25 protein-coding genes and 3 pseudogenes are annotated in these 26,787 nt (G+C 72.6%); 12 read left to right on the top strand and 16 right to left on the bottom strand.

The features are described from left to right. Positions 1-17 precede the first annotated feature (17 nt). Complete coding sequence (locus tag AC2RP6_RS05780; RefSeq protein WP_486445179.1) at positions 18-413, bottom strand: cupin domain-containing protein; 396 nt, start codon at positions 411-413, stop codon at positions 18-20. A 52-nt stretch (positions 414-465) separates the two neighbouring features. Here AC2RP6_RS05780 and AC2RP6_RS05785 point away from each other — a divergent pair, with 52 nt between their 5' ends. Continuing rightward, the gene (locus AC2RP6_RS05785) at positions 466-1,458 is read left to right on the top strand and encodes a GlxA family transcriptional regulator (protein ID WP_486445180.1); all 993 of its coding nucleotides are present in this window, start codon (positions 466-468) and stop codon (positions 1,456-1,458) included. 260 nt (positions 1,459-1,718) lie between these two features. On the opposite strand, the pseudogene AC2RP6_RS05790 reads toward AC2RP6_RS05785, so the two are convergent. Next, a pseudogene (locus AC2RP6_RS05790) lies at positions 1,719-1,933 on the bottom strand (IS5/IS1182 family transposase); the annotation flags it as partial. 24 nt (positions 1,934-1,957) lie between these two features. On the opposite strand from AC2RP6_RS05790, the pseudogene AC2RP6_RS05795 reads away from it, so the two are divergent. Continuing rightward, positions 1,958-2,212: pseudogene (locus AC2RP6_RS05795) on the top strand (sigma-70 family RNA polymerase sigma factor); the annotation flags it as partial. Positions 2,213-2,246: 34 nt separating this feature from the next. On the opposite strand, the gene AC2RP6_RS05800 reads toward AC2RP6_RS05795, so the two are convergent. Next, positions 2,247-3,779, bottom strand: a complete 1,533-nt coding sequence (locus AC2RP6_RS05800; RefSeq protein WP_486445181.1) for an APC family permease — start codon at positions 3,777-3,779, stop codon at positions 2,247-2,249. Positions 3,780-3,906: 127 nt separating this feature from the next. Continuing rightward, the gene (locus tag AC2RP6_RS05805) at positions 3,907-4,620 is read right to left on the bottom strand and encodes a TetR/AcrR family transcriptional regulator (protein ID WP_486445182.1); all 714 of its coding nucleotides are present in this window, start codon (positions 4,618-4,620) and stop codon (positions 3,907-3,909) included. A gap of 114 nt (positions 4,621-4,734) precedes the next feature. Here AC2RP6_RS05805 and AC2RP6_RS05810 point away from each other — a divergent pair, with 114 nt between their 5' ends. The 5 genes and pseudogenes from AC2RP6_RS05810 (at position 4,735) to AC2RP6_RS05830 (ending at position 10,423) form a co-directional block, all read left to right on the top strand. Continuing rightward, complete coding sequence (locus AC2RP6_RS05810) at positions 4,735-5,982, top strand: saccharopine dehydrogenase family protein (RefSeq protein ID WP_486445183.1); 1,248 nt, start codon at positions 4,735-4,737, stop codon at positions 5,980-5,982. A gap of 120 nt (positions 5,983-6,102) precedes the next feature. Continuing rightward, a complete protein-coding gene (gene bla, locus AC2RP6_RS05815; RefSeq protein WP_486445184.1) occupies positions 6,103-7,005 on the top strand; it encodes a class A beta-lactamase in 903 nt (300 codons plus the stop codon). Between the two features lie 193 nt (positions 7,006-7,198). Next, positions 7,199-7,973 (top strand): annotated as a pseudogene (locus tag AC2RP6_RS05820) (DUF72 domain-containing protein). Positions 7,974-8,411: 438 nt separating this feature from the next. Beyond that, positions 8,412-9,329, top strand: coding sequence for an SAM-dependent methyltransferase (locus tag AC2RP6_RS05825; RefSeq protein ID WP_486445185.1), 918 nt, complete (start codon positions 8,412-8,414; stop codon positions 9,327-9,329). After that, positions 9,326-10,423, top strand: coding sequence for a terpene synthase family protein (locus tag AC2RP6_RS05830; protein ID WP_486445186.1), 1,098 nt, complete (start codon positions 9,326-9,328; stop codon positions 10,421-10,423). Before AC2RP6_RS05825 ends, AC2RP6_RS05830 begins: the two co-directional genes overlap by 4 nt. A 60-nt stretch (positions 10,424-10,483) precedes the next feature. Here the strand turns inward: AC2RP6_RS05830 and AC2RP6_RS05835 are convergent, their stop codons facing one another. The 7 genes from AC2RP6_RS05835 to AC2RP6_RS05865 all read right to left on the bottom strand — a co-directional run bounded on the left by AC2RP6_RS05835 (position 10,484) and on the right by AC2RP6_RS05865 (position 16,473). Next, positions 10,484-11,893 carry a cytochrome P450 gene (locus tag AC2RP6_RS05835; RefSeq protein WP_486445187.1) on the bottom strand — a complete coding sequence of 470 codons (1,410 nt, stop codon included), beginning with the start codon at positions 11,891-11,893 and terminating at the stop codon, positions 10,484-10,486. Continuing rightward, positions 11,890-12,510, bottom strand: a complete 621-nt coding sequence (locus AC2RP6_RS05840; protein WP_486445188.1) for a GTP-binding protein — start codon at positions 12,508-12,510, stop codon at positions 11,890-11,892. The genes AC2RP6_RS05835 and AC2RP6_RS05840 overlap by 4 nt, the downstream gene beginning before the upstream one ends. Beyond that, positions 12,491-12,850 carry a DUF742 domain-containing protein gene (locus AC2RP6_RS05845; RefSeq protein ID WP_486445189.1) on the bottom strand — a complete coding sequence of 120 codons (360 nt, stop codon included), beginning with the start codon at positions 12,848-12,850 and terminating at the stop codon, positions 12,491-12,493. Before AC2RP6_RS05845 ends, AC2RP6_RS05840 begins: the two co-directional genes overlap by 20 nt. Next, a complete protein-coding gene (locus AC2RP6_RS05850; protein WP_030031532.1) occupies positions 12,847-13,251 on the bottom strand; it encodes a roadblock/LC7 domain-containing protein in 405 nt (134 codons plus the stop codon). The genes AC2RP6_RS05845 and AC2RP6_RS05850 overlap by 4 nt, the downstream gene beginning before the upstream one ends. A gap of 6 nt (positions 13,252-13,257) precedes the next feature. After that, positions 13,258-14,838, bottom strand: a complete 1,581-nt coding sequence (locus tag AC2RP6_RS05855; protein WP_486445190.1) for a sensor histidine kinase — start codon at positions 14,836-14,838, stop codon at positions 13,258-13,260. Positions 14,839-15,264: 426 nt separating this feature from the next. Continuing rightward, on the bottom strand, positions 15,265-15,867 hold the full coding sequence (locus tag AC2RP6_RS05860; RefSeq protein ID WP_486445191.1) for a YdcF family protein: 603 nt from the start codon (positions 15,865-15,867) through the stop codon (positions 15,265-15,267). Between the two features lie 9 nt (positions 15,868-15,876). Further along, a complete protein-coding gene (locus tag AC2RP6_RS05865; RefSeq protein WP_486445192.1) occupies positions 15,877-16,473 on the bottom strand; it encodes a TetR/AcrR family transcriptional regulator in 597 nt (198 codons plus the stop codon). A gap of 104 nt (positions 16,474-16,577) precedes the next feature. On the opposite strand from AC2RP6_RS05865, the gene AC2RP6_RS05870 reads away from it, so the two are divergent. The 3 genes from AC2RP6_RS05870 to AC2RP6_RS05880 all read left to right on the top strand — a co-directional run bounded on the left by AC2RP6_RS05870 (position 16,578) and on the right by AC2RP6_RS05880 (position 18,439). After that, positions 16,578-17,366 (top strand): SDR family NAD(P)-dependent oxidoreductase, encoded by a 789-nt coding sequence (locus tag AC2RP6_RS05870; RefSeq protein ID WP_486445193.1) that lies wholly within the window; start codon positions 16,578-16,580, stop codon positions 17,364-17,366. Between the two features lie 95 nt (positions 17,367-17,461). Then, the gene (locus AC2RP6_RS05875) at positions 17,462-17,785 is read left to right on the top strand and encodes a hypothetical protein (protein WP_486445194.1); all 324 of its coding nucleotides are present in this window, start codon (positions 17,462-17,464) and stop codon (positions 17,783-17,785) included. A gap of 57 nt (positions 17,786-17,842) precedes the next feature. Then, entirely contained in the window at positions 17,843-18,439 is a 597-nt protein-coding gene (locus tag AC2RP6_RS05880; protein WP_486445195.1) for an SMI1/KNR4 family protein, read from the top strand. Positions 18,440-18,630: 191 nt separating this feature from the next. Here AC2RP6_RS05880 and AC2RP6_RS05885 read toward each other — a convergent pair whose 3' ends face one another. Together AC2RP6_RS05885 and AC2RP6_RS05890 are read right to left on the bottom strand one after the other, a co-directional pair. Beyond that, positions 18,631-19,824, bottom strand: a complete 1,194-nt coding sequence (locus AC2RP6_RS05885; RefSeq protein WP_486445196.1) for a glycoside hydrolase family 64 protein — start codon at positions 19,822-19,824, stop codon at positions 18,631-18,633. Between the two features lie 130 nt (positions 19,825-19,954). Then, the gene (locus AC2RP6_RS05890) at positions 19,955-21,145 is read right to left on the bottom strand and encodes a spore photoproduct lyase family protein (RefSeq protein WP_486445197.1); all 1,191 of its coding nucleotides are present in this window, start codon (positions 21,143-21,145) and stop codon (positions 19,955-19,957) included. A gap of 138 nt (positions 21,146-21,283) precedes the next feature. Between AC2RP6_RS05890 and AC2RP6_RS05895 the strand changes: the two genes are divergently transcribed. Next, positions 21,284-21,526, top strand: coding sequence for a hypervirulence associated TUDOR domain-containing protein (locus AC2RP6_RS05895; protein ID WP_486445198.1), 243 nt, complete (start codon positions 21,284-21,286; stop codon positions 21,524-21,526). A 42-nt stretch (positions 21,527-21,568) separates the two neighbouring features. On the opposite strand, the gene AC2RP6_RS05900 is transcribed toward AC2RP6_RS05895, so the two are convergent. The 3 genes from AC2RP6_RS05900 to AC2RP6_RS05910 all read right to left on the bottom strand — a co-directional run bounded on the left by AC2RP6_RS05900 (position 21,569) and on the right by AC2RP6_RS05910 (position 24,815). Further along, positions 21,569-22,753, bottom strand: coding sequence for a zinc-dependent alcohol dehydrogenase (locus tag AC2RP6_RS05900; protein ID WP_486445199.1), 1,185 nt, complete (start codon positions 22,751-22,753; stop codon positions 21,569-21,571). A 91-nt stretch (positions 22,754-22,844) separates the two neighbouring features. Beyond that, entirely contained in the window at positions 22,845-23,324 is a 480-nt protein-coding gene (locus AC2RP6_RS05905; protein ID WP_486445200.1) for an MSMEG_6728 family protein, read from the bottom strand. 24 nt (positions 23,325-23,348) lie between these two features. Beyond that, complete coding sequence (locus tag AC2RP6_RS05910; RefSeq protein WP_486445201.1) at positions 23,349-24,815, bottom strand: aminotransferase class I/II-fold pyridoxal phosphate-dependent enzyme; 1,467 nt, start codon at positions 24,813-24,815, stop codon at positions 23,349-23,351. 164 nt (positions 24,816-24,979) lie between these two features. Between AC2RP6_RS05910 and AC2RP6_RS05915 the strand changes: the two genes are divergently transcribed. Next, positions 24,980-26,737 (top strand): GAF domain-containing SpoIIE family protein phosphatase, encoded by a 1,758-nt coding sequence (locus AC2RP6_RS05915; protein ID WP_486445202.1) that lies wholly within the window; start codon positions 24,980-24,982, stop codon positions 26,735-26,737. The last annotated feature ends 50 nt before the right edge of the window (positions 26,738-26,787 follow it).

A 26,787-nucleotide genomic window follows, 5' to 3' on the forward strand; every position in this document is an offset into this window, starting at 1 on the left:
GCTGAGCAGCCTGTCGGTCACGTGGTGAGGGCGTGCCCGGTCGTTGAATCGACATGCTCAGGGATCTCGTCGTGGCGATCACCCACAGAGGGTGTCCCGGTGGGCTCGAACATGAGGATGGCGGCGCCGGACGGAGCGTACGGCCTGTGCTCTGTGCCTCGGGCAACGGTGAAGACCGACCCTTGCGGGAGCAGGACCGTGCGCTCCCCGTCGGGCTCGCGCAGGGAGATGTGCAGTTCGCCGTCGAGTACCAGGAAGAACTCATCGGTGTCGTCGTGGACGTGCCAGATGTGTTCGCCCTCGACCTTGGCGATGCGGACGTCATAGTCATTGACGCGCGTGACGATGCGGGGGCTCCACAGGGCATCGAAGGAGGCCAGAGCCTTGCTGAGGGAAATGGGTTCGCTGCTCATGGGCCCATCCTGAGCCGTTTCGCATGGCCGCCGTGAGTGCTAGGAATTGCACATGGCGAAAGAATCCTCGCACGCAGCCAACGAGGCGGGCGTACACCGGGTCGTCGTGATCGTGGACGAGAACTCGAACCCCTTCGAGCTCGGGTGCGCGACCGAGGTCTTCGGTCTGCGCAGACCGGAGATCGGCCGTGATCTCTACGACTTCAGGCTCTGTTCCCCCGACCCCCGCACCCCGATGCGAGACGGATTCTTCACGCTCACGGGAGTCGCCGGCCTGGAAGCGGCTGACGCGGCGGACACCTTGATCGTCCCCAACCGTCCGGACACCGAAGTCCCCCGCCGTCCCGCCGTACTCGATGCCGTCCGCCGGGCACACTCCCGCGGTGCGCGCCTGGTCGGCTTCTGCAGCGGCGCCTTCACCCTGGCCGAGGCCGGAGTCCTCGACGGGCGCCGAGCCACCGCCCACTGGCAGTGGGCGGACTCCTTCCGGGCCCGCTTCCCCGCGGTCCAGCTCGAAACCGACGTGCTGTTCGTGGATGACGGTGACATCCTCACCGCGGCAGGGAGTGCAGCTGCGCTCGATCTCGGGCTGCATGTGGTCCGACGCGACTACGGCGCGGAGGTCGCCAACTCTGTGAGTCGGCGGCTGGTCTTCGCGGCGCACCGGGACGGTGGGCAGCGGCAGTTCGTGGAACGTCCCATGCCCGACCTGCCGGACGAGTCCTTGTCGCCTGTCCTGGTCTGGGCTCAGGAACGGTTGGACTCACCACTCACTGTCCCTGGCCTCGCGGCGCGTGCGGCGGTCAGTCCGGCGACTCTGCATCGCCGCTTCCAGGCGCAACTGGGCACGACGCCGCTGGCATGGCTCACGGCGGAACGGCTCGCTCTGGCGTGCCGGTTGATCGAGCGAGGCGAGTCCCGGTTTGAAGTGGTCGCGCGACGCAGCGGGCTTGGCACCGCTGCCAATCTGCGCACACTGATGCGCCGCACGACCGGCATCACACCGTCGGCATACAAGCGCCGGTTCGGACCGGAGGCGAACTGACAGCGGGTGTCCCCCAGGTTCTGTCCGGCGGATCATGGGGGGCATAGGCTCCGATCCATGCACAGCACACTGACAGAGCGCCCCCGGTGCGTCTACGGCGACGAGTACCAACCGGCTCGTGCTCTTGCAGCGGCCTGACGACCCGGCGCTGATGCGAGCAGCAGCCGAAGCCCTCTATCTTCACGGGCCTGACCGGGATGACATCGCCGCCGGTCCTGGCCGACGGGCCGACGCTCTGGAGGCGGCGGCCTAGGCTGGGCTCATGCCTTGAGCCATAGGCGGACCGCGGTCGCGGCCGCGGTGACCGTGCCGTGGAAGACGTAGGCCCTCTTGTCGTAGCGGGTGGCGACTGCCCGGGAGTTCTTGAGCCGGTTGATCGTCAGCTCGACTTCGTTGCGGCGTTTGTAGATCTCGTTGTCTAACCCGTGGGCCGGCCGCCCTTGTTACCGCGCCGTTTTCGGTTGGTCCGCTGGTTGGTACCGAGGACGAGGCGTTCGCCGACCCGGGCGCCGACTTCGTCGACCTCACGATCCTGCACCTCGGTCTGAAGGGCCAGCGGGCCGAGGTCGCCCAAGCGACCCGCTGGATGGACGAGGACGACCGCACCCTGCTGTCCCTGTGGTGGCCGGAAGCCGGACAGCTGAGCCGCGCCGAAGTCACCCAGGCGACGGCACTCTCCCCGCAACACACCGCCGTACGCGTCCAGCGCATGAAAGAACGCCTGGATGCCTTCCGCGCCGTCGTCCGCGCCCTCACCAACCTCCTCATGGGCCTCGCGCTCCTCCCGGTCACCGCCGGACTTGCCCGCCCCGCCGGAACGCGGCCGGGGGCGGGGCCGGAGCCAGAGCCGGGGCCGGGGGCGGGCAGGGCGTGGGGCGTTCGGCCCAGAACGTGGCGGACGCCGCTCGGCGGGCGAGCATCAGCAGCACTCCGACCAGGCTCAGGCCGAGGGCGATGACCAGCGGCGGGCCGAGGCCGAACCAGGCCGCTCCGCCGGAGGAGTTGGCCGGATCCGCCATGTCGGCCACCGCCTCGGCGAGGAGCCACACCAGCAGGCCCGCCCCGACGAGCGGGCCGGCCCCGATGAGCAGGAACTCGCGTACTCCCGCGGTCAGCCGACGGCGGTGGTAGACGGCGCAGGCGATGCCGGTGAGGGCGTAGTAGAAGGCGATCAGCAAGGACAGGGCGGTCAGGGAGTCGGCAAGGGCGTTTTCACTGATCCGGTGGATGAGCAGGTACCAGACGGTGGCCGTGCCGGCGACCCACCAGGTGCTGACGGCGGGCGTGCGGAACCGTGGGTGGATCAGCCCGAAGCGGCTCGGCAGGGCGTGCCGGCGCGCCATGGACAGCGCGGTGCGAGAGGCCGGGATGATCGTCGTCTGGGTCGAGGCGAGCGCCGAGGTGGCGACGGCGACAAGGACGATCCAGTCCCAGCCGCCCAGGGCCTGGTGGGCCAGGGAGGCGAAGACGGCCTCCTCGTCGTCGGCGTGCGCGGCCAGGAATCCGGTGCCGGCGTAGGCGACGACGGCGAAGGCCACGGAGACGTAGGTGGCCAGGAGGACCACGGTCGACCAGATGCCGGCCCGGCCGGGCGCCGAGGAGGGGTCCTTCGTCTCCTCGGTGAGGTTCACGGCCGACTCCCAGCCCCAGTACACGAAGACGCCGAGGAGCAGTCCGCCCGTCAGGGCCGTCCCGCCGGCCCCGAAGGGGTCGAGCCAGCCGGCGGCCGGCCGGACGGCGCCGAGGGAGGCGGTACCGGCGTACACCCGGTACAGGGCCACCGCCGCGAAGACGAACAGGCAGAGGGTCTGAAGCAGGACGAGGACGTTCTGCAGCCGGGCCGCCGCCTGGGTGTCCCGTACGCACAGGGCCGCCATGACCACGATCACCAGCACGGTCAGCGCCTGCCGGATCAGGGTGTCGCCCGCCCAGCCGTCCAGTCCCACGGCCAGGAGCCCGAAGTTCACGGCCACGTCGGCCAGCGAGCCGACGACCAGGACGCCGGTCATGGTGATCGCCCAGCCGCCGAGCCAGCCGGCGGTGGGTCCCAGCGCACGCGTCACCCACGAGAAGGTCGTGCCGCAGTCGGGATCGGACCGGTTGAGGTAGTAGAAAGCGGAAGCGATGAGGACCATCGGTACGAAGGACGCGAGCATGACCCCGGGAGCGTGTACGCCGACGAGCGCGACGATCGGCCCGATCACGGCGGCCAGGGAGTACGCCGGCGAGGTGGCGTTGAGCCCGATGGCGAGGGCGTCGGCGAACCCGATCGCGTTCGGTCTGAGTGTGGCGGCCGGCGTCCGCGGGGTGTCTTCGACCATGGTCCCTCACTGGTGCTGTGTGAACGGGGCGTCCGTGCAACGGGGCGTGGATGCGATGAGGAAACCGGTGCGCCGCCCGGAGGGTCAATGGTGTTGGCATAAGCCCACCCGCCTCCGCCGTCCCGGGTCAGGCCTCGGAGCCCGCGTCCGCCAGCTGCCGTTCCGCCGTCTCCAGCAGCATATCCAGGGCGACCGGGTAGGCGCTGTGCGGCATACGGGCGGCCAGCAGAGCGGCGGTGGCCGCGATGTTCGGGTACTCCTCGGCCGGCAGGCGGGCGTACGTCGACTCCCACCGCTCCTCGTCCGACGCGCGGGCCTGCTCCGTCAGCGCGAGCGGTCCCGCGTCGAGCGCCGCGAAGGCCAGGCTCTGGTCGATGTAGGCGTGGTAGATCCGTACCGCGTCCTCGTCAGCGAAGCCCGCCCCGCGCAGGATGCCCAGGATCGCCTCGTCGGCCGCGATCTCGCGCGGCCGGCCGGTCACCCGGCTGGCGGTCAGCAGGGCGGCCTGCGGGTGGGCGAGGTACGCGCCGTGGATGCGCAGTCCGAGGGCGCGCAGGTCGTCGCGCCACCGGCCGGTCGGGGTCCAGCCGGCGAGCGCCCGCCCGATCAGCTCCTCGCCGATGGCGAGGGTCAGACCGTCCATGCCCTCGAAGTACCGGTAGAGCGTGCTGGGGTCCGCGCCGAGGGCGGCGCCGAGCCGCCGGGCGGACAGGCCCGCGCTGCCGTGTTCGCGCACCATCCGCAGGGCCGTCTCGACGATCAGCCGCTCGGAGAGGACCGTCCCCTGCCGGGTCGGGCGTCGCCGCCTGCGCGCCTCCTCCGGAACCACGTCCTTCGCCATCGCCGCCCGCCTCCGTAACGTCCCCGTCTTATGCCAACACCATTGACCTTAACTCGGGACGCCCGGTTCCATCAGTCCCCAGAGGCGCACGCCTCGTCGAGAAAGGACCAAGACATGCGTGTTCTGCTGGTGGGTGCCGGGGGTGTCGGGAGCGCGATCACCAAGATCGCCGCCCGTCGCGACTTCTTCGACCACTTCGTCGTCGCCGACTACGACCTGGCCCGCGCGCAGACCGCGGTCACGGGGCTGGGGCCCGACGAGCAGCGCTTCAGCCCCTGCCGGGTCGACGCCTCCGACGAGGCGGCGGTGACCGCACTGCTCACCGAGCACGGCTGCGACGTCCTGATGAACGCCACCGACCCGCGCTTCGTGATGCCCCTGTTCGACGCCGCGCTGGCGGCGGGCAGCCACTACGTCGACATGGCCATGTCCCTCTCCCGCCCGCACCCGGACCGCCCGCACGCCGAGTGCGGGGTCAAGCTCGGCGACGAGCAGTTCGAACGCGCTCCGGACTGGGAGAAGGCGGGCCGCCTCGCGCTGGTCGGCATGGGGGTCGAGCCCGGCCTGTCGGACGTCTTCGCCCGTTACGCGGCCGACGAGCTCTTCGACGACATCGAGGAGATCGGCATCCGCGACGGTGCGAACCTCACCGTCGAGGGCTACGACTTCGCCCCGTCCTTCAACATCTGGACGACGATCGAGGAGTGCCTGAACCCGCCCGTGGTGTACGAGAGCGGGCGTGGCTGGTTCACCACCGAGCCGTTCAGCGAGCCGGAGGTCTTCGACTTCCCCGAGGGCATCGGGCCGGTCGAGTGCGTCAACGTGGAACACGAGGAGGTCCTGCTGGTCCCGCGCTGGGTCGGCGCCCGACGGGTCACCTTCAAGTACGGTCTCGGCGACGACTTCATCGGCAAGCTCAAGACCCTCCACGCCCTGGGGCTGGACTCCACCGACCGGGTCGCGGTCCGCGGCGAGGACGGCGCCGCAGTACGGGTCTCGCCGCGCGACGTGGTCGCCGCCTGCCTGCCGGACCCGGCGACGCTCGGGGACCGGATGACGGGCAAGACCTGCGCCGGTACGTGGGTGAAGGGCACCAAGGACGGCCGACCGCGCGAGGTGTACCTCTACCACGTGGTCGACAACCAGTGGTCGATGCGTGAGTACGGCTCGCAGGCCGTCGTCTGGCAGACCGCCGTGAACCCGGTGGTGGCGCTCGAACTCCTCGCGACCGGCGCCTGGTCCGGGTCCGGCGTCCTCGGCCCCGAGGCCCTGCCGCCGGTGCCGTTCCTCGACCTGCTCACGGCGTACGGTTCCCCGTGGGCGGTGCGCGAGCAGGGCCCCGCCCCCACTGCGGGCCACTGACGGCGCCACCTCTCCCCCGCCCGGCGGAACCGGATTGGTCGTGTTTGGCGTCTTTGTCTCCACGTGACCGTCAACACGTGACCGTCAACATGTGACCGTCAAGGGGAGAGGAGAGACGACGTGCGACAGACCCGTCGTGCCGTACTGACTCTGGGAGCGGGAGCGGCGCTCGGCGCGGCCCTGCCGGCGGGCGCGGCCCGTGCGACGACGCCCGGCGGGGGCGGTGAGGCCGTCCGGCGGCTGCGCGCGCTGGAGCGCGAGTACGGCGCGCGGGTGGGGGCGTACGCGCGGGACACGGGGACGGGCCGGACGGTGGTGTACCGCGCCGACGAACTCTTCCCCATGTGCTCGGTGTTCAAGGCGCCCGCCGCCGCGGCCGTGCTGCGCGACCTGGACCGCGACGGGGAGTTCCTCGCCCGGCGGATCCACTACACCCAGGAGGACGTCACCGCCGCCGGCGGTGGCTCCGTGACCGGACTGCCGGAGAACGTCGCCCACGGCCTGACGGTCGCCGAACTGTGCTCGGCGGCCATCGCCCAGAGCGACAACTGCGCCGCCAACCTGCTGCTGCGCGAGCTGGGCGGCCCGACGGCGGTCACCCGCTTCTGCCGTTCCGTCGGGGACCGCACGACACGGCTCGACCGGTGGGAGCCGGAACTGAACTCGGCCGAGCCGTCGCGGGTGACCGACACGACGACCCCCCGGGCGATCGCCCGTACCTACGGGCGACTCGTCCTGGGCGACGCGCTCGTACCGCGTCACCGGGAGCTGCTGACGCGGTGGCTGGTGTCCAACACGACGAGCGGCGACCGGTTCCGCGCGGGACTGCCCCGGGACTGGGTGATCGGCGACAAGACGGGCGCGGGGTCGTACGGGACCAACAACAACGTCGGCATCGCCTGGCCGCCCGGCCGGCCGCCCGTGGAACTGGCCGTAATGACGACCCGACCGGATGCGGCCGCTCCCCGCGAGAACGCCCTGGTCGCCCGGGCGGCCGGGGTGCTCGCGGCGGCACTCGCCTGACGTCCGCGCCCGGGGCGGTGCCCGTGCCCCCGCCCATCGGGCACCACCTCGGGTGATGTCGCTCTGGTCCGTCCCGCAGTCGGGACCGCGGGACGGCAGTGACCTTCTGCCCGGCGCCCCCTGCCCCAAACCGGGGCCCGAGGGTGTCCTGCCGTGCAGGTGTGCCCGGCCCCGCCGCGGGCAGGCGGAGGGCATGGCCGTGTACGTCGGCACCTCCGGGTGGCAGTACCGCGACTGGTCGGGCGTGTTCTATCCGCCGGACCGGCCGCAGCGCCTGTGGCTGGAGGAGTACGCCGGTCATTTCCGCACCGTCGAGAGCAATGCCGCCTTCTACCGGCTGCCCGCACCGGAGACGTTCGCCCGGTGGCGCGACCGTACGTCGCCCGGTTTCGTCATGGCCGTCAAGGCGAGCCGCTTCCTGACGCACGTCAAACGTCTGCGCGACCCCGCCGAGCCGGTGCACCGGCTCATGGCGCACGCCGCGTCCCTGGGTGACCGGCTCGGACCGGTCCTGCTCCAGCTGCCGCCCACCCTGCGGGCCGATCCGGCCGCGCTCGACGCGTGCCTGGCCTGCTTCCCGGCCGGTACGCGCGTCGCGGTCGAGCCCCGGCACGCGTCCTGGTGGACCGAGGACGTGCGGTCGGTCCTGACCGACCGGGCCGCGGCCCTGTGCTGGGCGGACCGCGGATCGCGGCCGGTGACACCGCTGTGGCGCACCGCGGACTGGGGGTACGTGCGGTTCCACGAGGGCCGCGCCCGGCCGGGCTCCCCGTTACGGCCGGACGGCCCTGCACACCTGGGCGGCACGGATCGCGGACACCTGGCCGGAGGGCGCGGACGTGTTCGCGTACTTCAACAACGACCCGGGCGGAGCGGCCGTGGCCGATGCCAGGGCGTTCACCCGGCTGGTGGCGTCCCCGGCGCGGGCGGCGCCCCCGCAGCCGTCCCGGGCGCCCGCCCGAGCCTGAGCAGCCGGTGGGCGGGGTCGCGGACCCCCCGGCCCCGGCGCCGACCCCGGCACGCCCGTCGCGCGGGGCGTCACCGCGGTCGACTTCTTCCACCGCGCCGACCCCGCCGGCCCCGCCGGCACGACTGCCTCGTCGGCCTCGTCGGCCTCGTCGCCGCACGCGACCGGCGCGTCGCGGAGACCACCGCCCACCCCCTGACGCAGATCGCCGACGCCCACGCGGCCTCCACCGTCGGCCACGTCAGGGGCGGGCTCCTCATCACCGTCAACCGGCCCGCAAGCCAAGGATCTTGACGATACCGTGCTGCTCCAGCGGGCTGACGTGGTGCCTCCGAAGTGCCACGATGGTCCGTGCTTCAACAGTGTGCCTTCGGGACGCTACGAGAGCGGCGCCGGCGTGTCCCGGGGGCGGCCCTACCCCACGAAAGGGCGGACTCCCATGCGCGTTATACCCTTCGTATGGCCCTTAGGCGGCGGCCGCGGTCCGGCCGCGGACGACGCGGTGCGGCTCTACTACAGCCGCAAGACCCAGGAGATCCTGCACAAGTACGGTCCGGGCCCACGCGTCCACTTCCACGTGGGCCTGTATCCGGACGGCCCACCGGACACCACCGTCCCGCAGAGCACGCTCAAACAAGGCCTGTTGGACTCCCAGGAACGGATAGTCGACCACGCCGCCCGCTCCTGGGGCGCCTACGAGGCACCTCCCCGGCGGCTGCTCGACATCGGCTGCGGCCTGGGCGGCACCTCGCTCTACTGGGCGCAGGAACACGGGGCGTCGGTCACCAGCCTCACCGTCGCGCCGGAACACCTCCCGATCGTGCGGCGCTTCGCCCGTCGCGCCGGGGTCGCGGAGCGCGTGGAGCCGGTCCTGGCGGACGTCCACGACCTGGACGAGACCCGCGCGTACGACGCCGTCTACGCCAACGAGAGCAGCGGATACACCGACCGGGCAAGGCTGTTCGAGGTCGTCGCCAAGGCTCTGGTACCCGGCGGCTGGTTCGGGATCCAGGAGCACTTCGTGGGCGCGTCCGAGTGGCGGGAGTTCATGGACGGCTACTACCGGACGCGGCTGGGCCGGCGCGCCGAGTACCTGGCCGCCGCCGAGGCGGCCGGCTTCGAGCTGGTGCAGGACGAGGACGTCACGGACTCGGTGGCGGAGTTCTGGGTGCAGTCCATGGCCTGGAACACCGCCGAACTCGACCGGCTGAGAGCCGGCTCCCGGGGCCGGCCGGGGGCCTGGACCGCCGACCGGCTCGAACAGTCGACGATCGCGCACAGCAAGTTCTTCCGGCTGTGGCGCGACCACGCGGTGGAGACGCGGCTGCTGCGCTTCCGGATCGGCGGTGGCCGATGACGGCGCCGCCACGGCCCTCGCGCCTCGGCACGGGGCTGCCGCCCTTCTACTGCCCGCTGCCGCGCGACCTGGTCCATCCCGACGCGAAGGAGGTGGAGGCCCGGGCGGTCGAGTGGCTCGACGCCTTCGGCGTGTACCAGGACCCCGTCGAGCGGGCATGGGGGCTCGCCACCCACAGCGCCGACTTCTCCTGCCGCATCATCCCCGGCGGGGACACCGAGGCGGTCCTGCTGTTCACCCAGTGGAACTACTGGGCCAACGCCGTCGACGACTGGCAGGACTCCGGCTCCGACGAGGTGGGAACGGCGGCCGTCGTCGAACACGGGGCGCGGCTGCTGCGCACCATCGAGGACCCCGGCGCGTCCCTGCTGCCCGAGGGGCCCATGGCCCGGGCGCTGCTCGACCTGGTCGGCCGCACCCACGTCCTGCTCACCCCCTACGAGCTGCGCAGGTTCGTCGAAGGCACGCGGGACTGGCTGCTGGGTGCGGCATGGCGCGCCGCCCGGGCGGAAGCGGGGGGGATGCCGGGGCTGAACGACTTCGTCGCCATGGGGCCGCTCGCGAACGGCACCCGCTTCTCCCTGACCTGGTCGGACGTCGCCCGCAGGGACCGGCTGCCGGCGGAGGTCCTGTGCTCCCCCGCCCTGACGGCCCTGACGGACGCGGCCGGTTTCGTCGTCAGCGCGGACAACGACCTGTTCTCCTACGACAAGGACGACCACCTGGAGCCCCGCGAGGTGAACCTCGTCAACGTCCTGGCGCACCAGGAGGGCTGCTCCCCGGCCGAGGCCGTACCGCTCGCCGTGGCGCTGCGCGACCGGGTGATGGTCCTCTTCCTCGGGCTGCGGGCCCGGCTGGAGCACGACGCGGGCCCCGAACTGCGCCGCCACCTGGCGGCACTGGGCCACTACGTCGCCGGCTCCATCGCGTGGCAGACCCGCGCTCCCCGGTACGCCAGCCCGCGCAACCGGTACCGGCTGCCCCTCGTGGACGCCGCGTTCACGGTCCGGTACGCCGACGGCCCCAGCGACACCGGGACCGAGCCGCCGGACCTGCCCGCGCTGGCGTCCTGGTGGCGGCACCTGCGCGGCTGAGCGGCGCGCCGAGGGCCCCGGCCGCCACGGCGGCCGGGGCCCTCGGTACGCGCGGCGGGCTCAGCGGCGGCCGAACAGCCGCCGCCACCAGCTGACGCCGCGGCGCCTGCGGCCACCGGTGACGGCGGTCGCGGGCGGCGCCGTCGGCTGCGGCGGGATCACCGGGTGGACGGGGTGTCCGGCCGGCTGCTCCACCGGGAGCTGCGGGGCCGGGGTGGGCACCGAGCGCGGCGCGAACCGTACCGGTAGGGACAGCAGGTGACGTGACATCAGGGTGCCCCGCCACTGGAGTTCGCTCGCGTCGACCGCCAGCTGGAGGTCGGGCAGCCGGTCCAGCAGGACCTCGATGCCGGTGTCCGCGATGGCCCGCCCGATGTCCTGGCCCGGGCACTCGTGCGGGCCGCTGCTGAAGGCCAGGTGGGATCGGTTGCCGTGGACGGACGCGGCCGGGTCGGGCCGGATCTGCGGATCGGCGTTGCCCGCGGCCAGGCCCAGCAGGACCATGTCCCCGGCCTTCACCTGCTGGCCGCCGAGCACGGTGTCCCCGGTCGCCCAGCGCCCGATGATCGTGTTGATCGGCGGGTCGTCCCAGAGGACCTGCTCCAGCGCGTCCGGCAGGGTCATGTGGCCCCCGGAGAGGCTCGCCCTGAACCGCGGGTCGGTCAGGACGGTGCGCAGCGTGTTGGCGATCAGGTTGGCGGTGGTCTCGTAGGCCGCGATCAGTACCACCCGCAGGTGCATGAGCACTTCGGTGTCGGTGAGGTCCGCGGGGTGCTCGATCAGCCAGGAGGCCAGGTCGCGGGCCGGCTTGGCCTTGCGCTCCACGACCAGGTTCTCCAGCGTGATGGTGACGTAGCGGTCGCTCTGGAGCGCGGTCTCCGTGCCCTGGAGCATGTCGCGCGCCGCGTTGACCAGCAGCGGTCCGTGTTCGTCGGGGGCGCCGATGAGCTGGGTCATGACCAGCATGGGGAGCTGGTCGGAGAAGGCGGTCACCAGGTCGGCGTACCCCTCGGCCGCGATCTGGTCGACGAGCTGGTTGGCGAAGCGCGTCACGTAGCGGCGGATGCCGCGCTTGTCGAAGCGTTCCAGGGACTCCACGACGGCCGCGCGCAGCCGTTCGTGGACGGGGCCGTCGGTGAAGTTGCACACCGGCACCCAGGAGACCATCGGGCCGAGCGGGGTGTCGGCCGGCACCCGGCCCTCCCTGAGGTCGCGCCAGCCCCGGGGGTCGCGGGCGAAGCGCGACGAGGTGCGGGCGACGTCCAGGTTCTCGCGGTGTCCGAGGACCAGCCATGCCGGGAGGTCCCCGCTCACCAGCACCGGAGCCACCGGGCCGTGTTCGGCCCGGAGCTTCTCGTACAGGGCGAGGGGGTCCGCCTCGGCCTCCGCTCCGTGCAGGCGGTGCAGGCCGCCCGGGCCGACCGCCGCGTGGGCGGGGCACTCGGGCGGCGGGGTGGGGGTGGTGCTCACATTGCCTCCTGGGTGGCTGCCTGGGAGTGCAGGTAGCGCATGAGGGTCAGTAGGACGTCGCGGGACGATTCCCGCCTTCTGGCGTCGCAGACGAGGATCGGGACGGCGGGCGGCAGGTCGAGGGCCTCGCGCAGCTCCTCCAGCGGGTGTTCGGGCGCGCCGGGGAAGGAGTTGACGGCCACGACGAAGGGGACGCCGCGCTCCTCCAGCCGTCCGATGACGTCGAAACTGATCTCCAGCCGACGGGTGTCGAGGATGACGACGGCTCCGAGCGCGCCTTCGAACAGCCCGCGCCACAGGAACCAGAACCGCTCCTGGCCGGGGGTCCCGAACAGGTACAGCACCAGTTCGTCGTTGATGCTGATGCGGCCGAAGTCCATGGCCACGGTGGTGGTGATCTTGCGGGCGACGCCCCAGGTGTCGTCGACGCCGACGCCGGCCCTGGTCATCGTCTCCTCGGTGGTCAGCGGCTTGATCTCGCTGACCGCCCCGACCATCGTGGTCTTGCCCACGCCGAAGCCGCCGACGATGACGACCTTCACGGCCGCGGTGGCCGTCTGCGGCAGTACGTCCGCCTCGCGCGGCCCGGCGGGCGGGTCAGAGCTTCTGAAGTCCATCGATCACTGCCTCGATCAGAGCAAGGTCGGGTAGCTGCGCGGCGGGAATGGGCGGGCGGACGTGCACGCGTTGGGCGGCCATCAGGTCTCCTACCAGCACGGTGACGACGCTGACGGGCAGGCCCACGTACGCGGCGATCTCGGCCACCGACAACGGTGACTGGCACATCCGCAGGATGGAGGCCTGCTCGGGTTGCATCTCGGGCCGGGGAGGCCCTTTGGCCACCACTAAGGTCACGAGGTCCAGCCGGACGGAGGTGGAGGGTCCGCTGCGTCCGCCGGTGATGACGTAGAGCCGTTCGGGACTGCTGTCCTCCCAGCTTGCGGGTGGCTCTTTCACGCGGGCTGCCCGTCGTGCCGCGGCGGGCTGCTCAGGTGGTCCCCCATTCGGGTCACCAGGTTGCGCATCTGCGCACCCATCAGGCCCGCGTCGACACCCTCGTCGGCGAGGACCGCGAGGTAGGAACCGTCTCCGGCGGCCATCAGGTAGAAGAAGCCGCCGTCCATCTCGATCACGACGAGCCGCATTCTGCCCTCGGAGCTGGGCAGTTCGGCGGCCACCGCTCCGGCGAGGCTCTGCAGGCCGGCGCAGGCGGCCGCCAGGCGGTCGGCCGTGTCGGTCTCGGCGCCGTACTGCGCCACGCACAGCCCGTCCGCGGACAGTACGATCACGTGCCGCGTCTGTGGCACTCCGGCGGCCAGGTCCTTGAGCATCCAGTCCATGCTGCTTCGCTGCGTCATCACTGCTTACGCCCCTTTGGTCGATGGATCCGACGAGTCCTGGGCGCCCGGCGGGTCCTGGCCGGGCTCACCGGCCAGCCCGCTGTGGAACGCCTCCAGCCACATGCCGGGGCCGTTGTCGTCCGCGGACTGCGGCCGCGCGGCCGGCCGGACGTCGGAGGTGGCGACGCGGTCCTTCCGGCGCCGCTGCGGCAGACCGGTCGCGGTGCGTTCGGAAGCCGCCCCGCCGCCGACGGACATCGGCCCGCCGGAGGGTGCGGGGATCGGTGCGGGCACGGGTGCGGGCATGGGCGCGTGCAGCGGTGCCGGAGCGGGCCGGGGCACGGAGATACCGGCCGGCGTCGCGTCGACGGGGTGCTCCCGCGGTGTGGCGGACACCGCCCTGGGCCCCGAGGAGGAGCCGATGCCGTGGGCGAGGCCCGTCGCCGCGGACGCGGTGGTGATGAGGTGCTGCGGCACGATGACCACGGCCCGGACGCCGCCGTACGCCGAGGAGCGCAGCGACACCTGGAACCCGTACGCCTGCGCCAGCCGGCCGACCACGGCGAGGCCCAGCCGGGGCGTCTCGCCCAGGTCGTTGAGGTCGATGCCGGACTGTGCCTGCGCGAGCATCTTCTCGGCGCGCGCGCGGGCCTCCTCGCTCATGCTGAGCCCGCCGTCCTCGATCTCCACGGCGATCCCCGACTGGACCTCGACGGCGGTGAGGTGGACCCGGGTGTGCGGCGGGGAGTAGCGGGTGGCGTTGTCCAGCAGTTCCGCGAGGGTGTGGATCAGCGGTTCGACGACCGGGCCGACGACGGCGACCTCGGTGACCGAGTGCAGTTCGACGCGCTGGTAGTCGATGATCCGCGACATCGCGCCGCGCATCACGCTGTAGAGGGTGACGGCCCTGCTCCACTGCCGGCCCGGGCGCGCGCCGCCGAGGACCGAGATGGAGTCGGCGAGCCGGCCGATGAGGGCGGTGCCGTGGTCGAGCCGCAGGAGGTCGCCGAACACGTCGGGGTTGCGGCCGTGCCGGTCCTCCATCTCGCGCATCTCGTGGGCCTGTTGGTGGACGATCGCCTGTACGCGGCGGGCGACGTTCACGAAGGCCCGCTGCGCCGAGTCGCGCAGGCTCTCCTCGTTGTCGACGGCGTCGATGACGTGGGCCAGGACGGCCTGGAGGGCGGCCCTGAAGCGGGGGGTGAGGGCGGCGTCGTTGCCCCAGCGGTTGCCGTGCCCGGCGCGGCCGCCAAGGGAGGTGAGCACCTCCTCGGCCACCTCGCCCCGGCGCAGTCGCTCGATGGCTTCGGGCAGCACGACGGCGGACAGGCGGGTCGCCTCGGTCTCCTGGCGGGCCAGGGTGTGCTGGAGTGCGGCGATCTGGGCACTGCGGGCGGCGAGGGCGCGGCCGCGCCGTAGGGCCTCCACGAACACCGCGAGGGCGCACAGGGCGCCGACGGCGACGAGGACCGTGCCGACCGGCTCCGAGGAGGAAACAAGCGCCCCGACCAGGCAGACGGCGGCCAGGGATCCGATCGCGGGCAGCGCCCGGCTTGCTCCCACCTCCGGGCGGGCCGTTTCGGGTGGAATGTCTCTTTGCTCCATCGGCGTCCTCGAATTATCGGAAAAGGGTTACCTTCTGACCGGTGGGCGGGAGCATAACTACGCCCAACTGCCCGCACGGGTCCTTTCGTTGGAGTTCATCGGACCGAAGGAACCGATATGCGCCATCTCCGGCGAGGATTTCCGGCCACCACGTGGGGTGGCCCGCGGCAACGGGCGACGTAAGAGGAGGTGGACGGGGCGCCGCCGCCCCGACGGCGAAACCCCCGCCCCCGGCCCCCCTTCCGATACCGACCGCACACCCCACCGACGGAGTGGCGCCCGCGCCACAAATGCGCTAGGGGTGTCCGGACGGACGGGCGGGCCGGGGGAACCCCGCGGATCCGTGGAGTGGAGGGTCCGTGACGGCGCGCACCGCCTGCGCCGGCTCACGGACCACCGCGCGTGGGGCCGAGCGACAGTGGCCGGCTACAGCCGGACACGCCGCTCGTCGGCCGTGAGGCCGCGGAGCGTCCAGAGTCCGTACAGGGCCAGCAGCGGCTTGACGAGCAGCCACTCGCCCGGGCGGTAGTCGGCCGCGCGCACCAGCCGCTCCGCGAGATCGGGGCGCTGCCGCCGCAAGTAGGCGCGGGCCTTGAGCGCATGGGCCGGCTGCGATGCGATCTTGATGCGTTCCACGCCTTCGAGCAGGGGGATCACGTTCGTGATGTTCTCCCACGTCGTCGCGCTGCGGTCTTCGAGGTGCACCGTGCCGTCGAACCGAAGGACGGACGTCGCGTAGTCCGCCATCAGCCGGGCCTCCGAGACGCCGCCGCCGGGGGCGCCGCCGCTGAGGATCAGGCAGGCCCCCTGCGCACCGTCGGCGGCGATGGAACGGACCCCGGCGCGTACGCGCTGCCGGTTGACGAAGTTCGCCGTCGCCTGGGGATTCCGGTACCCGCACACGACGACGGCCGTGGAGGCGCCCCCGGCCTGTCCCACGAGCGTCCGGGACCAGCGCCGGTTCAACCACTCGCCCCAGACCAGGGCCGCCGCAACCCCGGCCGTCGCCAGTCCCGTCCTCCGCCGCATGCGACGACCCTAAGGGGCCGCGAGGCCGGTGAGGAGGACGTCGAGGGCGAGTTCGGTGGCCTCGGACAGCGGGGTGTCCTCCAGGAGGGACCCGACCGCCAGGGCCGCGAGGCCGTGCACGGTGGAGAAGGCGACCTGGGCGAGGCGGTCGGGGTCGCCCGCCCGGACGGCGCCCTCCTGCTGCGCGAGGGCGATGAGTCCGGCGGCGATCCGCAGGCTCTGGTGGCCGAGTTCGCGCAGTTCGGCGCTGGAGTCGTCGGCGTGCTTGACCGTGAACATCAGGCTCAGCAGGGGGGCGTTGGCCACGGCGAAGGCGACGTAGGCGCGCCCCATGCCGGCGAGCCGGGCGGTGACGGGGCCGGGCTCGTCGACGGCGGCCCGGAGGCTCTCGTTGAGGCGGGTGAAGCCGCCCACCGCGAGCGCGTCGAGCAGCGCCTGCCGGTCGCGGAAGTGGCGTCCGGGCGCCGCGTGGCTGACTCCGAGGTCCCGCGCGAGGGCGCGCAGGGACAGACTGTCCGCCCCCGTCGCCGCGAGGACCACCTCGGCGCGCGCCAGCAGGGCCTCCCGGAGGTTGCCGTGGTGGTAGGGCGAATCGGCGTCGGCCATGGCGGCCTCCCCTCGCTCGATGTTGTCATTGACAACAATGTTTGCTCTGCCTACATTCGAAGTATCGTCCATCGGCCGGAACACCGGAACGGAGCGCGCCGACCATGTCTATGACATACCGCGGAACCACAGCACTGATCACCGGGGCCAGCGCGGGTCTCGGCGTGGAGTTCGCCCGCCAGTGGGCGGAGCGCGGGGCCGACGTCGTGCTCGTCGCCCGCCGCGCCGAACGGCTGGAGGAGGTGGCGGCGGACCTGCGCCGTCGGTACGGCGTGGAGGCCCGGGCGCTCGCCGCCGACCTGACCCTGCCGGGCGCCGCGGCCGCGCTGCGGGCGGAGCTGGACCGGCTGGGGCTGCCGGTGCACACGCTGATCAACAACGCGGGCTTCGGCAGCCACGGCCCCTTCGCGGACCAGGACCCCGCGCGGATCGGCGAGATGATCCAGCTGAACGTGACCGCGCTGACCGAACTGACCAGGCAGTTCCTGCCGGATCTCACGGCCGACGGCCGGGGCGCACTGGTCACGGTCGCGAGCGCGGCCGCGTACCAGCCGACCCCGGCCATGGCGGTCTACGGCGCGACGAAGGCGTTCGTCCTGAACTTCACCGAGGCCGTCGCGTACGAGACGCGGTCCTCCTCGCTGCGGGTACTGGCCGTGTCGCCCGGGCCGGTCCGCACCGAGTTCTTCGACGTGGTCGGCAGCCAGGACGCCGCGGTCGGCAGGATGGCCACCCCCGAGCAGGTCGTCACGGCGACCCGCCGGGCGCTGGAGCGCGACAGGACACCGCCCAGCATCGTGGTCGGCATCGGCAACCGGCTCTCCGCTACCGCGTCCACGCTGGCTCCGCGCCGCCTGGCCCTGACGGTGGCGGGACGGGCCCTCAAGGCCTGAGCCTCCCCTCTCCCGACGTCGGCCCGGCTCGTCCGGGCGGCCCGGCTGCCGCACACTGGTGTCGTCCGGGAGCCCGGTGCGCGGGGAGGTACGGCATGGTCATCAGTCACCACATCGCCGAGGGGACGCTGCACGTGCGGATCCTGCACGAGCTGCACGTCACCGACCGGGCGGCTGCCGCCCTGCAGATCGAGTCCCTGGTGCACGCGCACCGCCCGGAACGGGTCACGGTCGAACTCCCGAGCCGCTCCCCCTCCCCCATGACCTTCAGCGCACTGGCCCGCGCCCAGCGCATGTGCCAGAGCGTGGGCATCCCCCTCACCGCCACGGCGCCCGGCGACCGGGCCCCGTTCTTCACCCCGACCCCCCGCGGCACCCAGCCGCAATCGCTGGAACACGGCGCCCGCCACGACCACTGACCGGCCCCCGCACCACGGCGCCTGCGGGAAGCCGCTGACGCACGCTTGGAGCAGTTGATGTCCTCGTTCGAGGAGTTGCGGGCCCTGCTGCGGCACCCCGGCCGCCCACGGGCCCACCCGGGCCGCTGGACCGACGTCGAGCGACAGCTCGGTACCCCTCTGCCCGGCGACTTCAAGGCGTTCCTCGATGCCTACGGCAGCGGGGTCGTCTCCGGCGAGCTGGTGGTCTTCGACCCGCGCGGATCGAGCCCGTTGCCGGAGCGCATGCGCAGGACGCACCAGATGTTCACCGCCCGCCGGAACCGGGCGCTGAGCCGCGGCGACGCCGAGCACTTCCCGTACCCGATCCATCCCGAACCCGGTGGGCTGATCTCCTGGGGCTACGACTACAGCGGCGACGAGCACTTCTTCCTGCCCCGCGGACCGGACACCGAGCAATGGAAGATCGTCACGATGCTGCACGGGGAGGGCTGCGAGACCTTCGACGGCCCGTTCTCGGGCTTCGTCCTCGCCTTCGTGCAGCGCCTGCTCGACGTGGACCCGTACCACGGCATCGACCCCGAAGCCCTGGAGTTCCTCGAACCGGAGGACTTGGCGGAGCTGGTCGCAGCAGGAGAGGCCGGCCCGGTCCGGCCGAGTTTCGAGCCGTTCTGATCCGGCCCCGGCGACGGAGGCGGTTCGTCCGCCGGTTCGTCCGCTCGGAGGACGGCAGGCTCGCGGCGCCTTGGCCGGAGGGCGGCGACCGGTTCACGTGCGTCCCTCCGCCCGTACGGCGGGGGAACGCACGACCGGGCGACGCCCACCCCGGGCGCGTGGCGCGTCCTACGTCCTTCCTCCGGGCGCGCTCAGTCGAAGGGCTCCAGGGTCATGAAGGCCTCCTGCGGGTCGGCCTCGTGGACCAGGGACTCGTGGGCGCCCACGTCGTCGAAGGCGAAGCCGTACGCCTTGCCGTCCGCCATCTGGGCGTGGATGAGGCGGGAGTAGTGGTTCGTGACGGCGTCGCGGTAGAAGCCGGAGCCGTTCGGGTCGGGCTGGTTCGGGTTGGTCAGGAGCGTCGAGCGGTTGAGGCCCGCGCACAGGGTGCGGGAGATCGGGCCGCGGACGGTGTCGTTGGGGGCGTCCAGGAACTTGTAGCAGCCGAAGACACTGTCGGAGTCCGGCTTCCGGAAGCTGGTGACCACCGCGCCCGAGCCGTTGGTGAAGTGCATGACGTTGCCCGACACCCGCCCGTAGTACGTGGTGTTCGGCTGGTTCGCGAACGGCGTCACGGTCAGGGTGGAGGAGCCGTACTTGTTCCAGACGCGGTCGATGTAGTCGTTCATCACGCCGGCCGGGATGCCGCCCGCCTCGATGCCGTGGCCCGGCGAGAGGGCGCGCAGGGGGGTGCCGTCCGGGCGGCTCTGGATCAGGCCGCCCCAGCCGGCCGAACGCAGCGCGCCGAACACCGCGTTGTAGCCGCCGGCCTTGAGGCGGCCGGTGCTCCGGACCGTGCCCCCCGGCGCCTTCACGCCGACCGCGTACGGGGCGGAGAACATGTCGACCTGGGTGCTGTTGATCCACAACCCGCTGTCGTTGAGGGTGTACTCCGACCAGTTGAACAGGATGTCGTGGTTCGGGTCGGAGGGGTTCTGCACGGCCGGCTGCACCAGTCCGCCGCTGGTGAGCCTGAAGACGAGCTTCTGCCCGATGGAGAAGTAGACGCGTCCGGAGAACTTCGGCATCCGGATCGTCTTCGTCTGCCCGTTGGCCGGACCGACGATCGCCGCGTCGGGGGCGGGGGTGGGCGGATTGCCCCCGGCGGGCCAGGGGTGGAAGGTGCCGTTCGCGTCGGCCCATCCCTGGCGGCCCGACGCGAGCAGGGTGCCCAGGTTGTATAGGTAGACGGGCTCGCTGCGCCCCGAGTTGTTCTTGATGGTGAGGGAAATGGTCGCCGGTACGGCCTCGGCGGACGGCGGCGGGCCGAAGAACAGCAGACCGGCGCCGACGGACAGCGCGGAGATTCCGAACGCCAGCGCCTTCGATACGCGGGACACTCTCATCCTCCTTGCGTGGGGGGACCTGCCGATGGAGACGTGGGTGGGGCAGGAATCGATGAGTTGAAGCGTGAGAGCGCTCTCAGCGTCCGATCGCCTTCAACTCATGTCAATACTTTCGGCACGACCCCAGCGGTCAGAAGGCGTACCTGATCCGCAGCCAGGGCGCCTGGGCGGCCACGAGCGCACGCATCGTCGCGACCGCCTCGGCCTTCACCTCGCCCCGGTAGCGGACGTTCAGGCTGCCGTTCTCCGAGTGCTTCGGCTGCTGGATGCCGGGCCGCCACAGGACGTCCTCCGCGCGCGGGTGCCAGCCCAGATTGAGGTCGTGCAGGTCCTGGTTGTGCGTCAGCATGATCACCTCCGCGGCCGCCTGTTCCTTCACGCGGGCGGGCAGTACGTCGTCCATGTGCCGCAGCAGCAGGGACCAGTCCCGCTCCCAGTCGGGGCGCAGGACGACGGGCGAGAGGTTGAAGTGGACCTCGTAGCCCGCCTCCAGGAAGTCTCCGGCCGCGGCGATGCGCTGCTCCACCGGGCTGGTGCGGATGTCGAGCAGCTTGGAGTCGTCCTGCGGCATGACGGAGAACCGCACGCGGGTACGGCCGCGCGGGTCCAGGAGGAGCAGGTCGGGGTTGACGAACTTGGTGGCGAAGGACGCCTTCGCGGCGGGCCACCGCGCGAAGGCGCGTACCAGGTCGGCCACGTTGTCGCTGATCAGGGCGTCGACGGAACAGTCGCTGTTCTCGCCGATGTCGTAGACCCACGCGGTCGGATCGCACTGGTTCGCCTCCGGCTTGGGGCCGAGGCGTGCGATGTGCCGGGAGAGGTGGGCGACGGTGCGTTCGATGTTGGTGAAGACGGTGATCGGGTTGGCGTAGCCCTTGCGGCGCGGGACGTAGCAGTAGGCGCAGGCCATGGCGCAGCCGTTGGCGGGGCCGGGGGCGATCCAGTCCGCGGAGCGGCCGTTGGGCCGGGTGGTGAGCGTCTTCTTCTCGCCCAGGACCAGCGTCTCCGTCTTGATGCGGACCCATCGGTCGACGTTGCCCTCGTTGCCGTGGAGGTCGGGGATCCGCCAGTGCGAGGCGACGGGGACGATCTCGGCATCGGGGTAGCGGGCGAGGATCTGCCGGCCGCGCGGGGAGGCGGCGGCCGCCGGCTCGGCGAAGATCGCCCGTACGGACAGCAGCCGACGGGCGGCCGGGGAGTCCCGGAACAGCGGCCCGGCGTCCGCCGGTGTGCGGGCTTGTCCCGTGTCGAGGTCCTCCAGGCCGAACAGGGCGTCGTCCGCCCCGTCGCCGGGTCGGCCCGCGGGAGGCTGGGCTGGCATGTACGTCTCCTGCGTGATCAGGGACCGTCCACTGTAGGGGGTGCGCCGGGCCGCTCCGTGCCCGAGGCTGGGACGTGGACGGCGAGCACGGCCGCGCCGCCGGACGGCGGCCCGCCGGCCCGCAGAGAAGGGAATGCCGTGGATTCCAAGGGCAGCAAGGACGCGGACGGTCTGGGCCGGGGTGACGAGGTCACCTGGAAGAGCCACGGCCAGACGGTGTCGGGCAAGGTGAAGAAGAAGATCACGAAGCGCGGGCAGGCCGCGGGCCGCACCGTGGACGCCTCCGCCGAGGAACCGCAGTACGAGGTGGAGAGCGATGCGACCGGCCGGTCGGCCGTGCACAAGCCGGACGCCCTGCGCAAGAAGGGCCGCTCCCGCTGACGCCGGAGTGCGCTCGGCCCGGTCATCGTCCGCAGCGGACGGTCATGGCGTGAAGAGGACCTTGACGGCGCCGTCCGCCTTCTTGCTGAACATCTCGTAGGCGGCCGGCGCGTCCTCGAGCGACATCCGGTGGGTCGCGAAGTCCTCCACGCCCAGCGGATCCTCGTCGGTCAGCAGCGGGAGGATGTCGTCGACCCAGCGCCGTACGTTGGCCTGCCCCATGCGCAGCGTGAGCTGCTTGTCGAACATGGTCAGCAGCGGCATCGGGTCGGCGGCCCCGCCGTACACGCCCGACACGGAGACGGTGCCGCCGCGGCGCACGAGGTCGATCGCGGTGTGGAGCGCGGCCAGCCGGTCGATTCCGGCCCGCTTCATGAGGGCTCCGGCCAGGGCGTCCGGCAGGAGCGTCGTCGCGCTCTGCACGGCCGCCGCGACGCGGCTGCCGTGGGCTTCCATGCCCACCGCGTCGATCACGGCGTCGGGGCCCCGTCCGTCGGTGAGGTCACGGACGGCCTCCACCAGGTCGTCGCCGCCCTGCCGGACGTCCAGGGCGTGGACGCCGCGCTGCCGGGCCCGGTCCAGTCGCTCCGGGACCAGGTCGACGCCGATGACCGTACCGGCGCCCCGGTGGGCGGCGATGCGGCAGCTCATGTCGCCGATCGGCCCCAGCCCCAGGACGGCGACGCTGCCGCCGGGCGGTACGTCCGCGTAGGCGACGGCCTGCCAGGCGGTGGGCAGGACGTCCGACAGGTACACGAACCGTTCGTCGGAGGGCCCGTCCGGGACCTTGATCGGGAGGGCGTTGCCGAACGGCACCCGCAGGTATTCGGCCTGGCCGCCCGGCACCTGGCCGTAGAGCTTCGTGTAGCCGAAGAGCGAGGCGCCGCTGCCGTGCTCGTGGACCTGTGTCGTCTCGCACTGGGAGTGCAGCCCGCGGGCGCACATGTGGCACGTCCCGCACGAGACGTTGAAGGGGACGACGACCCGGTCGCCCGGCTTCAGGGCTGTGACCTCCGGCCCCACCTCCGCGACGACGCCCATCGGTTCGTGGCCGAGGACGTCACCGGCGTCGAGGAAGGCCCCGAGGACTTCGTAGAGGTGCAGATCGGATCCGCACAGGCCGGTCGTCGTGATCTTGACGATGATGTCGTCGCCGTCGCGGATCGTGGGGTCGGGCACCGTGTCGACGCGTACGTCCCGCTTGCCCTGCCATGTCAGAGCCCTCATGACGCCTCCTTCTGGCCCCCCGGTGTTTTCTCCGTCCACCCAGGCGCGTGCCCGCATCCGTCCGGGGGAACCGGGTACGAGGCCGCGGCCGTCAGCCCGCCCGCCCCGGCGTACGGTCCGAGGCGGGCCATACGTACGGCAGGTCGTCCGCGACCTCCGGGAAGTGCGGGCGGTAGAAGTCCGGGTCCTTGCGGACCAGCGCGGACTGGTGGCTGCGGTGGAAGTCCGGGGCGCCGAGCCAGGGCGGGAGGTCGCCGTCGGCGGCCAGCTGCTGCTGCGTCCGCGGCTCTGCGCCCGGCAGCCAGGCGCGGAAGTCCCGGACCAGGGTGACGGCGCAGGTGTCGGCGCGTCCTTCGGCCGTCCAGGTCCCGCACACGTCCAGTCCGTACCGTACGAGGGCCTCCTCGTAGCCGGTCCACATCCGCACGGCCGGGTGCCTGCGCCATCCGTAGTCCGGGACGATCAGGCCGCGCAGCACCTGCAGCGCCTCGACGCGCTGCTTGCCGAGCCGCCGGGGGTCGAGCACGGCCGCCGACGCCCGGAACGAGGGGAACGGGAGGAAGGTCTGCACGGGTCTGCTCCTGCCCCTCGCCGGTCACGTCACGCGCAGGACGCGGACGCTGGTGACGTCGGTGTCGACGGCGTCCGGGACGACCATTCCCGCCTCGACCCCGGAGCGCAGGTAGCGCAGGACGTCGCGGTCGAGGCGTTCTCCGGGCAGTACCGCCGGGATGCCCGGAGGGTAGGGGGTGAGCATTTCGGCGGCGATCCGCCCGTCGGCCTCCTCCCAGGGCACCTGCTCGGTCGGGCCGAAGAAGGCGTCGCGCGGCAGCTCCGCCTGCTCCAGCCGGAGTCGTGACGGGGGCGGGACCTCGACGGGCTGTCCCGTCCGCAGTTCCCCGGCGTGAGCGGCCAGGTCGGTCAGCGCCGCGAGGAGTCGGCCGGCCGTCTCGTGGTCGTCGGCGTGGGTGAGCTGGGCGCTGATGCGGCGGTGGTCGGCGAGGTGCAGGTTGATGCGGTGGTGCCGGCGCAGCCAGTCCGCGGCCCGGTAGCCGGTGACCTCCCACGCACTGATGTCGACGATGATCTGGAGGGGGTCCATGTCCGCGGCCCGGCCGGGTCCGCAGAAGTCCTCGCGGCCGTGCACGTGCATGCCGTCGAGGCGGGAGATCCTCTCGCGGACCTGTCCGGCGAGGGCGAGGGCGTCGTCGTAGAGGACCTTGCCGTGTTCGACCATCTGTCGACGCCAGCCGTCCAGGGCGGCGTAGACCAGCACGGAGGGGCTGGTGGTGCCCAGCAGGTCCTCGCGGCTCTTGAGGACCTCGGGACGCACCAGGTCGCCCTGGAGGTGGAAGACGGAACTCTGTTCCAGGCCCGAGCCCATCTTGTGGACGGAGGTGACGCACACGTCGGCGCCCGCGTCCATCGCCCACGTGGGGAGTTCGGGGTGGAACGGCAGGTGGGCGCCCCAGGCCTCGTCGACGATCAGGGGCCGGCCCCGCCGGTGGCACACCTCGGCGATCGCGGCGAGGTCCGAGCAGGTGCCGTGGGGGGTCGGGGTGGTCACCAGCGCGCCCCGGGCGTCCGGATGCGCGGCGAACGCCGCCTCGAAGTCCGCGGCGGTCGGGGGGTGGGCGAGGTGACGTTCGGCGTCCCACTGCGGGTCGACCCATACGGGCCGGATGCCGCACAGGATCAGGCCGGAGACGACGGACTTGTGGGCGTCCCGTCCCACCAGCAGTTCTTCGTGGGGTCCGGCGACCGACAGCATCGCGGACTTCACCGACAGGGAGCTGCCGCAGGTGGAGAAGAAGGCGTGCTCGGCCCCCACGGCGTCCGCCATCAGGGCTTCCGCCTCCTCCACGACGCCATGGGAGGACGTACGGTCGTCGAGGCCGCTGGTGGCGAGGACGTCGGAGCGGAACACGTCGTCTCCGAGCACGGCTCTGACCCGCGGATCGGCCCCGCGGCCCTGTTTGTGGCCCGGCGGCGTGAAGGGGGTCTGGCCGTCCCGGTGGTAGGCGGTCAGCGCGTCGAGTACGGGTGTCTTCGACTGGTCCATGGCGTGCGCCTGCCCTTCGGGGGCGCGCGGAAACGGCGGCCCGCCCCGGGACCGGACCACCGGGTACGTGCCGCGGGGCCGGGCGCCACCGCGTGATCGGCGGGGCGGCCCTACGATGGGTGGTGGCATCGGAGGCAGCGGCTCTCGGCGGGAGAGGAGAGGGGTTGAATCGGTTCGCCCGGCTCGCCACGCGACTTCTGGCCGCCCCGCAGGGGCTCGTCTGGCTGGGGCCGGCAGGGGAGGCCGCGGGCGCGGTCCCCGAGTGCTGGCCCGCCGGGACGGAACCCGACCCGGCCGTGTCGGCCTGCTGCCGGCGGGTCGCGGAGGACGGGCGGCCCCACTTCCTGTCGCACGCCGACGGCGGCGCCGGAGCGGTGTTCGCGTTCGCGGGCGTCCCCCTCGTCGGTGGTTCCGGCGAGGTGCTGGGCGTCCTCGCCGTCACGGACCGCGACCGGCGGGAGTGGAGCGAGGACGACGTGCGGGACCTGTCGGACCTGGCCGCCGCGTGCAGCGCGCAGATGCGGATGCGGTCCCGCTCCGAAAGCGTCCGTCAGGCGCGCGAGACGGCGGAGGACGCCGCGCACGCGGCCACCGAGGAGGCCACTCGCGCGCACGAGTTGCTGAACCGGTCCGAGCTGCTGCTGCGGGCGTCCGAGGACCTCGCCGACACCAGCGGCCTGGAGGACGTCCGCCGGCGGGTCGGGGACCTGGTCAGCGGGGACCTCAAGCCGGCCCGCATCGACCTGGTCCTGGTGCGGCAGGGGATGCTCCACCACGTCCTGAGCCCCGTCGACGGAGACATCGCCGCACCTCCCGTGGGGAACGTGACCGGCGGTGCCTCCGGCGCCGCCACCGGTGGTGCGTTTCCCCTCGGTTCGGACTGGCCGGCCGCACGGGCGGTGCGGGAGAACCGGATGATCCTGGTCCGTGCGCCGCAGGAGGGCGAGGGCCCCGGCGCCGCACCCGGCCGTCCGCCGGCCACTCCGGCGTTCGACACCCTGGACCACGGCACCGCCGCCTGCCTGCCGCTGCGCGGCACGCACGGCACCCTCGGCGCGCTGGTCCTGGGCTGGGACGCGCCGTACCGCATCGGCGTGGACGAGCGGGCGGTCCTGACCACGCTCGCCGGCTACACGGCCCAGGCGGTCGAGCGCGCCCTCCACCTCGACCAACGCGTCACCGTCGCGCGGCAGTTGCAGCGCGCCATGCTCACCGAACTCCCCGACGTGCCCGGCCTGGAACTCTCCGCCCTGTACCGGCCGGCCGTGCAGGACGACATGGTGGGCGGCGACTGGTACGACGCCTATGCCCTGCCGGTGGCCCCGGGTACGGAGGCGGCGGGCGCGCTGGCCCTGACGGTCGGCGACATCACCGGGCACGACATGCGGGCCGCCGCCCTCATGGGCCAGGTGCGCAGCATGCTGCGCCAGGCCGACCACGACCATCCCGGCGACGGCCCGGAGCAGGCGCTCGGTGCGCTCGAACGGGCCTGCCGGCGGCTGCGCCTGCCGGCCAGCGGTACCGCCGTGCACGCCCATCTCACGCCGGCGGGCGACGGCCACTGGTTGCTGAGGTGGAGCAACGCGGGCCACCCGGCCCCGCTCCTGGTCGCCGCGGACGGCTCAGTGGAGAGCCTCACGGCCCACGACGTGCTGCTGCACCACGCCTTGGAGCCGGGTCCCCGCAGCTGCGACAGCCGCTCCCTGGCGCCGGGCAGCACCCTGCTGCTGTACACCGACGGGCTGGTGGAGGTGCCGGGCGGGGACATCGAGGACAGTGTCGACCGGCTCGCCCACCGGCTCGCCACCGCTCCCCCGGACGTACCGCTGGAGGTGCTGCTGCGGTCCCTGCTGGACGCGGTCGCTCCTCGGGAGGCCCGGGACGACGCCGTCCTGTTCGCGGTTCGTGTGTGCGCTCCCTGACCGGCCGGCGTACGCCCGCTGGACGGGCCGACGCGAACGGTTCGCTTCAG

Source organism: Streptomyces sp. WAC03905 (assembly GCF_057371075.1).

Bases quoted from the DNA above. Each gene is read 5' to 3' on its own strand.
- AC2RP6_RS05875 (WP_486445194.1), top strand. From the start codon at position 17,462: ATGGTCATCAGTCACCACATCGCCGAGGGGACGCTGCACGTGCGGATC.
- AC2RP6_RS05860 (WP_486445191.1), bottom strand. From the start codon at position 15,867: ATGCGGCGGAGGACGGGACTGGCGACGGCCGGGGTTGCGGCGGCCCTG.
- AC2RP6_RS05900 (WP_486445199.1), bottom strand. From the start codon at position 22,753: ATGAGGGCTCTGACATGGCAGGGCAAGCGGGACGTACGCGTCGACACG.
- AC2RP6_RS05780 (WP_486445179.1), bottom strand. From the start codon at position 413: ATGAGCAGCGAACCCATTTCCCTCAGCAAGGCTCTGGCCTCCTTCGAT.
- AC2RP6_RS05810 (WP_486445183.1), top strand. From the start codon at position 4,735: ATGCGTGTTCTGCTGGTGGGTGCCGGGGGTGTCGGGAGCGCGATCACC.
- AC2RP6_RS05800 (WP_486445181.1), bottom strand. From the start codon at position 3,779: ATGGTCGAAGACACCCCGCGGACGCCGGCCGCCACACTCAGACCGAAC.
- AC2RP6_RS05825 (WP_486445185.1), top strand. From the start codon at position 8,412: ATGCGCGTTATACCCTTCGTATGGCCCTTAGGCGGCGGCCGCGGTCCG.
- AC2RP6_RS05865 (WP_486445192.1), bottom strand. From the start codon at position 16,473: ATGGCCGACGCCGATTCGCCCTACCACCACGGCAACCTCCGGGAGGCC.
- AC2RP6_RS05830 (WP_486445186.1), top strand. From the start codon at position 9,326: ATGACGGCGCCGCCACGGCCCTCGCGCCTCGGCACGGGGCTGCCGCCC.
- AC2RP6_RS05870 (WP_486445193.1), top strand. From the start codon at position 16,578: ATGTCTATGACATACCGCGGAACCACAGCACTGATCACCGGGGCCAGC.
- AC2RP6_RS05840 (WP_486445188.1), bottom strand. From the start codon at position 12,510: ATGGACTTCAGAAGCTCTGACCCGCCCGCCGGGCCGCGCGAGGCGGAC.
- AC2RP6_RS05785 (WP_486445180.1), top strand. From the start codon at position 466: ATGGCGAAAGAATCCTCGCACGCAGCCAACGAGGCGGGCGTACACCGG.
- AC2RP6_RS05850 (WP_030031532.1), bottom strand. From the start codon at position 13,251: ATGACGCAGCGAAGCAGCATGGACTGGATGCTCAAGGACCTGGCCGCC.
- AC2RP6_RS05805 (WP_486445182.1), bottom strand. From the start codon at position 4,620: ATGGCGAAGGACGTGGTTCCGGAGGAGGCGCGCAGGCGGCGACGCCCG.
- AC2RP6_RS05855 (WP_486445190.1), bottom strand. From the start codon at position 14,838: ATGGAGCAAAGAGACATTCCACCCGAAACGGCCCGCCCGGAGGTGGGA.
- AC2RP6_RS05885 (WP_486445196.1), bottom strand. From the start codon at position 19,824: ATGAGAGTGTCCCGCGTATCGAAGGCGCTGGCGTTCGGAATCTCCGCG.
- AC2RP6_RS05890 (WP_486445197.1), bottom strand. From the start codon at position 21,145: ATGCCAGCCCAGCCTCCCGCGGGCCGACCCGGCGACGGGGCGGACGAC.
- AC2RP6_RS05880 (WP_486445195.1), top strand. From the start codon at position 17,843: ATGTCCTCGTTCGAGGAGTTGCGGGCCCTGCTGCGGCACCCCGGCCGC.
- AC2RP6_RS05910 (WP_486445201.1), bottom strand. From the start codon at position 24,815: ATGGACCAGTCGAAGACACCCGTACTCGACGCGCTGACCGCCTACCAC.